The 5206-nt window shown below is 61.1% G+C and carries 6 protein-coding genes; all 6 read right to left on the reverse strand.

Going from position 1 to position 5206, the window contains the following annotated elements; genetic code table 11:
• Positions 1 to 71 precede the first annotated feature (71 nt).
• Complete coding sequence (locus VMR39_RS09215) at positions 72 to 518, reverse strand: hypothetical protein (RefSeq protein ID WP_325415669.1); 447 nt, start codon at positions 516 to 518, stop codon at positions 72 to 74.
• Entirely contained in the window at positions 515 to 1093 is a 579-nt protein-coding gene (locus tag VMR39_RS09220) for a hypothetical protein (protein ID WP_325415670.1), read from the reverse strand. The genes VMR39_RS09215 and VMR39_RS09220 overlap by 4 nt, the downstream gene beginning before the upstream one ends.
• A 75-nt stretch (positions 1094 to 1168) precedes the next feature.
• A complete protein-coding gene (locus VMR39_RS09225; protein ID WP_325415671.1) occupies positions 1169 to 1363 on the reverse strand; it encodes a hypothetical protein in 195 nt (64 codons plus the stop codon).
• 67 nt (positions 1364 to 1430) lie between these two features.
• Positions 1431 to 2621, reverse strand: coding sequence for a DUF932 domain-containing protein (locus VMR39_RS09230; RefSeq protein WP_325415672.1), 1191 nt, complete (start codon positions 2619 to 2621; stop codon positions 1431 to 1433).
• A gap of 164 nt (positions 2622 to 2785) precedes the next feature.
• Positions 2786 to 3490: a hypothetical protein gene (locus tag VMR39_RS09235; protein WP_325415673.1), complete on the reverse strand. Its 705-nt coding sequence runs from the start codon at positions 3488 to 3490 to the stop codon at positions 2786 to 2788.
• 102 nt (positions 3491 to 3592) lie between these two features.
• Positions 3593 to 5206: a strawberry notch C-terminal domain-containing protein gene (locus VMR39_RS09240; RefSeq protein WP_325415674.1), complete on the reverse strand. Its 1614-nt coding sequence runs from the start codon at positions 5204 to 5206 to the stop codon at positions 3593 to 3595.

Below are 5206 nucleotides of genomic sequence, written 5' to 3' on the forward strand. Positions count from 1 at the left end.
AGCACGTTTGTCTCCTCGGTCGTTTCAGACACCGGAGACGTTCGCAACAAAAATAATGCGCAGCAACGCGGTTAGAAAACGGCGTAATTCTCGTGCATAGCTGACTTCCTTCGCATTATTCCAACCTCGCGATAATACGCATTATGCGCAGCTGGGCATAATGCATAATGTCCATCGGCAAAGGCGACGGCATCGTCCCATCCAAGGGCATGCACATCGCGCGCCCGCAAGATGAGCGAAAAGCGTGGATCGGCACGGCCAGCCGCCAACTGCCTTTCGACGAAGGCGAAATTGGCAGCAACGCGGTTTCGCTCGGTTTCGAGCCGCATCGCCTCGTGGATCGGACGCATGGCAGCCACGCGGGCACGGGACCGCTCCATCCGAAGATCAAGCGGCGCAGTAGATACAAGATCGGGATAGGTTCGCCAGGCCAGGGCAATCGCGGCAGCATGCTCCGTCGACCGTCCGCGCGCGATCCAGCACGCAGGATCCCCCGGATTAAAGGCCAGCGCCATCATGGTGCAGGGCGCTCGATCGCCCTCCACGCCACGACCGCCTCGGCAACCGGGGTCTGCTGATAATGATCAAGACTGAAGATCGGGAAACGGTAATCCTGCTCCGCGTCAACTTTGCCGAGGGCTTCCGCCAGGTCGCAAATATACTGCCCTAGCGGCGTCACATGGCGCTCATCCACCCATGTCGCCAGATCGTCACTTTCAGCGCCACACAGGTCGCAGGTCGTGCATTCGAATATGCCTGAGATCGTCCAGTCCTGCGCATCCATGTCCCATCGGACCGCCGCATCCCGGACAAGCTGATCCGATCCGCAGTCTGCGCACACGGGTTTGACGCGAGCGCCCGCTGAGGAAGGTTCTGGATCATCGGGATCGAGCGGGACGATGGTCACCGTGTAGGAAAGTTCGGGCACACGCTCATTATGATAAGTGCAAGCCTCAGCCGCCCTTGAGGCAGCTGCGTGCGCCTCGCTGCTGTTATGAACATCGAGCCGCACGGTCTGCGTGGCAAAAGCCTCGGCACCGCTGAAATAGTCGATCCGGACCTTGAAAGCACAATGGGAAGGATTGGTAGTCATGGTAGAGCTCCTCAAAAATGCAAAAGCCCGGCGCTGGGCCGGGCTCGTTGAAGCTGTTGGATTTGAATGCGAGGGTCAGTCGTTGAAGGGGCCAGCTGCGATCTCAGCGATCCAAGAGGCGGCCTCGTGGAAGTCCGCATGATCGTCTGTGACGAGTTTCGCCAAGGCAATTGCCCCGGCGCGGCCCAGCTCGCCAAGGCGCTGAAGAGCCGCGAGCACGACCGGTGCCAGCGCGTCGGGATCTCCCGCACCGATTTCGTCGATATTCATAATCATGTCCTTTCTCGAAAATGGGCGGCGAATGAGCGTCGCGCGTCAAACGACGCCGTCTCGCCAGTCAGTGGGCGCGCTGGAGCAGGCCCCGCGCCTTGCCCTCGAGTTCAAGCCGGCTGTCCTGATGCGATCGCGACCGGGCGACCGCAGTGATGCCGTTTACGAAATCATAGAGGGAGGCGGGCGGATGGCCTTCCTCTTCGAGAACGGCAGTGATGATCTGCTGGGTATCGGATTTCGAAAAGCCGCGCGTGCGCAGGAAGCTGGATCGATCATCATCGGTCCGGGCGACAATCCGCTCGCGCGCCGTCTTCACCCCCTCGATGAACCGGGCAGGCGAGGACTCCGCGAAATGCGCCAATGCCGGTGCAGCCTCATGGGCGAACCGGTTGGCTGCGAACTTTGAGTGGCGGATGTTGATCTCCTGGAAATTTTCCACGCCCCATAGATTGCGATTCATGCACACGGCGCGAAGGTAGAATGTCGAAATTCCAAGGGTTTTGGAGCCAACCTCCGAGTTCCAGCAGTAGAAGCCGCGAAAGAAGAGATCGGGCTCACCATTGGGAAGCTTTCCCGCCTCGATCGGATGGGTATCATCGACAAGGAACAGGAAAACATCGCGATCCGAGGCATAGAGCGTCGTCGTTTCCTGGCTTACGTCGACAAGGGGATTATAGTGCATCGTCCCCCAGTCGAGGACGCCAGGAATCTTCCAGCGTGTGTCACCCGTCCCGTTGCCGGCGATCCGCATCACCGCGCCGACAAGTTCGTGATCCCAGATACGGCCATAGTCGGGGCCGGTGACCGCCCGCAGTTCGGTGCGCCCATCGCGCGTTTCGAGCATCTTCACCTGCTCGCCTCGATGCTGTATCAGTCCGTGCTGCATGTTGATGCCGGCAAGGGCGGTGGGAAGCGCTCGCAGATAGGAAGCGGGCGCCCCCACCAGGCTGCAAAGCTGGCCGAAGGACCAGTTCGTAGGGGACACCGGCTCATCCCGCCCGGGAACGACCAGGGATAGGCGTTCTGGTTCATCGCTACGCGCAACGACGCGCACAGACCGACTTTCGACGATATGGGTGGTCGCAGCTTCGGCGCGTGCCCGAACACTTTCGTACAGATCGTTCAGCGAGAGAAAGCGCTCGTCATCAGGTCTTGAAAACCATTCAGACGAGACCCGACCGATATTCTGGCCGCGACTGATGTCGACCTTGTAGGGGGCCTGCGCAGGGCACGCGGCGGGAGCCATCATGTTCATGGAGTGGATCTCCTTGGGAGGATCAAAGAGCAACACTTCGCTGCTCCGCCTCCTCCCATCCCCCTCTCCTCCTAACCGGCTCCATGCTTCGAAGCGCCATGGATGGAACCGGCGAACAGTGCAGGCGGGATGTGCGGGAGGCGGAGCAGAATCTGCAAACAGGCCTACGCCGCCCGGCTTAGCAGCCATTCGTAGAGCAGGTGCGCATCGGGCTCATGTTCCGACCCCATGGCGATCCGGACACGGGCGCCGTCGCAGGCAAAATCCGCGGCGCGCGGCAGGGTCAGATAGGAGACGCCGTCGAGGATGATATCCTTTGACCGAACCGCCGTGATGGTCCGCGTGGTTCCACGCACCCGGTGCCCCTTGGGCGCGGCGACGAGCTTCAATTGCTGTCCGACTTTCAACGATTTTCGAAAATGGGCGAGGCTTACCAGCGGCTCCACGTGATTATCTGCGCCGCGCCTACGGGCGAGTGCCGACCAATAGGCCCGGCCAACCCGGACTTCCGTGAAGTAGGAACAGCTGTGAAAGTCCTGGTAGATGTTCGAGTTCGTAAAACCGAAGCGCTCCATCTGGTCGCGAACGGCCGTGATCATCGCATCCTGGGCGTCGCGCGTCGAGAGATCCTGGAACGCGTCGAGGATCTTGGCGGTGATCTTGCGCCCGCCCGCGAATTTCTCCGTCGTGACTGCGAACGCGGTGTCTGGGAAATCGGCGATCAGATGGGCACGGATCCTGTCCACGAGATCAGGGAACGGTTCACCCTGGCGATAGAGGTCACCCATGTAGCAGAAATTTCCGCGCTCATCATGGCTGACCTGGCTGTAGAGCAGAGAAGCGGCGGTCGGGGCGGGTGTGTCGGTCATGTCGAACCTCCTATCTGGCGTTCGATCCCCTCGAAGGATCACACCCGCACCCTCCCTCCTCTCCTTGCCGATGGCCGCTCGCCTGCTTGAGCAGCCGGAAGGTCAGGCCGCGGCGTTGAGGTCGACGAGCTTCTCCCATTGCGCTCCGGTACGGATAATCTGTTCAATGATGCCGGCCGCCCGGTCGCCAGGGATGAAGAGACGGGTCTTGTAGACAATGATCTCGGTGAAGCAGCCGATGGATTTGAGCCAATCGCGCCGGGCGGCAGGAAAATCCCTGATCTCGAGCCTGCGTGCATCATTGACGTAGGCAGAGATCAGTCTTGCACCGGCAAGGCCGGGGATCACTACACCCTCGGTGCCGCGGGCGCCCGCAATCATCTCGGCTGGCGAGAGCATAATCGCCATTTCCACGCCGAAGCTGCGGGAGAGTTTTTCAATGCCGATTGGCGAGATGATGCGTCCGACGACAGAATTGCCTTGCCTGTCGCTCACCCGCCAGACGCGCATGTCGTCATCGGGCAGTTGGTTCCACACCGGCAGCAGCAGGCCATTTGCGATATTGATGGTCTCGATATCGATGTGCTTGCGCGCCTCTTCGACCTCGGCGTCCCATGCTGCCTCGAAGGCGGCTCCTTCAACCGGCGCCCAATGACTTTCGTGCAGGGCGTTGTCACGGATACGTTCCCGCCCGGTGGGCCTTATAAGTTGCCACATGGTGATGGCATTGCCCTCGCCGTCCATGGTGCTGCAGCTCGGCACCTGGAGTGCGACCCTTCCTGATCTGCCATTGCGGAGCATGACGAAGCCCGTCTCGCTCCACTCGCGCATCAGGCGTGCCCGCGTCATTGCGCGTCGCCGGTGATGCAATTCATAGCGGCTGAGACGGGTTTCAGCGCCAGTCACCGGATCCCGGCGCAATATCTGGTCGTCGAGCAGGATTACGCGCTCGGCCTGGATCGTCTCCACGCCGACATCGAGTGTTCCGGCCTCCCGCGCGGCATCGATCCGAGCCTGGATCAGCCCCATATATTCCTCGAATATCCCATTCTGCGTTTCGATGCGCAGCGCCACCAGCCGGTTGAGCCAGCGCTGGATCGGAGGAAGGTCATCGAGCAGCCCACCGCTCTCCTTGTCGAGAAGCTTGAGCCCGGTCATCGCGATGAAGGAGGCTAGCGAGGTGCTGGCGAGCTTACCGCGATAGAGGAGATGATACCATTGGTTGAGGGCGTCGCGAGCATAGTCGCTTTCAAGGTTGTCGGAGGGGTCGAAGAGATTTTGCCCACCGGTCTGCCGCTGCCCGCGCGTGAGCGCCCCCAGACTATCGAGCCTTCGGGCAATGGTGCTGATGAACCGCCGTTCGCCCCGGCAGTCGGTCGTGACCGGCCGAAAGATCGGCGTACTGGCCTGATTGGTACGATTGGAGCGCCCGAGGCCCTGGATGGCATTGGAGGCTCGCCAACCCGGTTCGAGAAGGAAGTGAACGCGGCGGCGATCGGCGGACTTGCAATTGCGATCGGCATGATAGCTTCGGCCCGTTCCTCCGGCATCGGAGAAGACGAGGATCTGCTTCTTGCCGGACATGAACGCCTCAGCCTCGGCGATGTTGCTACGGGCGCCGCGGTTCTCGACGCGCTGCCGCCGGGCGGCATCTACGACCAGCCTGCGGCTTCTCCCCGTGACTTCGGCAACCCTATCTGTTCCGAAATGACGGAT

It is taken from the genome of Sphingobium sp. (assembly GCF_035511395.1).
Lineage (GTDB): Bacteria > Pseudomonadota > Alphaproteobacteria > Sphingomonadales > Sphingomonadaceae > Sphingobium.

What these genes read in the sequence shown, in the direction of transcription:
- VMR39_RS09225 (WP_325415671.1), bottom strand. Translation starts at nt 1,363, where the DNA reads ATGAATATCGACGAAATCGGTGCGGGAGATCCCGACGCGCTGGCACCG.
- VMR39_RS09215 (WP_325415669.1), bottom strand. Translation starts at nt 518, where the DNA reads ATGATGGCGCTGGCCTTTAATCCGGGGGATCCTGCGTGCTGGATCGCG.
- VMR39_RS09220 (WP_325415670.1), bottom strand. Translation starts at nt 1,093, where the DNA reads ATGACTACCAATCCTTCCCATTGTGCTTTCAAGGTCCGGATCGACTAT.
- VMR39_RS09230 (WP_325415672.1), bottom strand. Translation starts at nt 2,621, where the DNA reads ATGAACATGATGGCTCCCGCCGCGTGCCCTGCGCAGGCCCCCTACAAG.
- VMR39_RS09235 (WP_325415673.1), bottom strand. Translation starts at nt 3,490, where the DNA reads ATGACCGACACACCCGCCCCGACCGCCGCTTCTCTGCTCTACAGCCAG.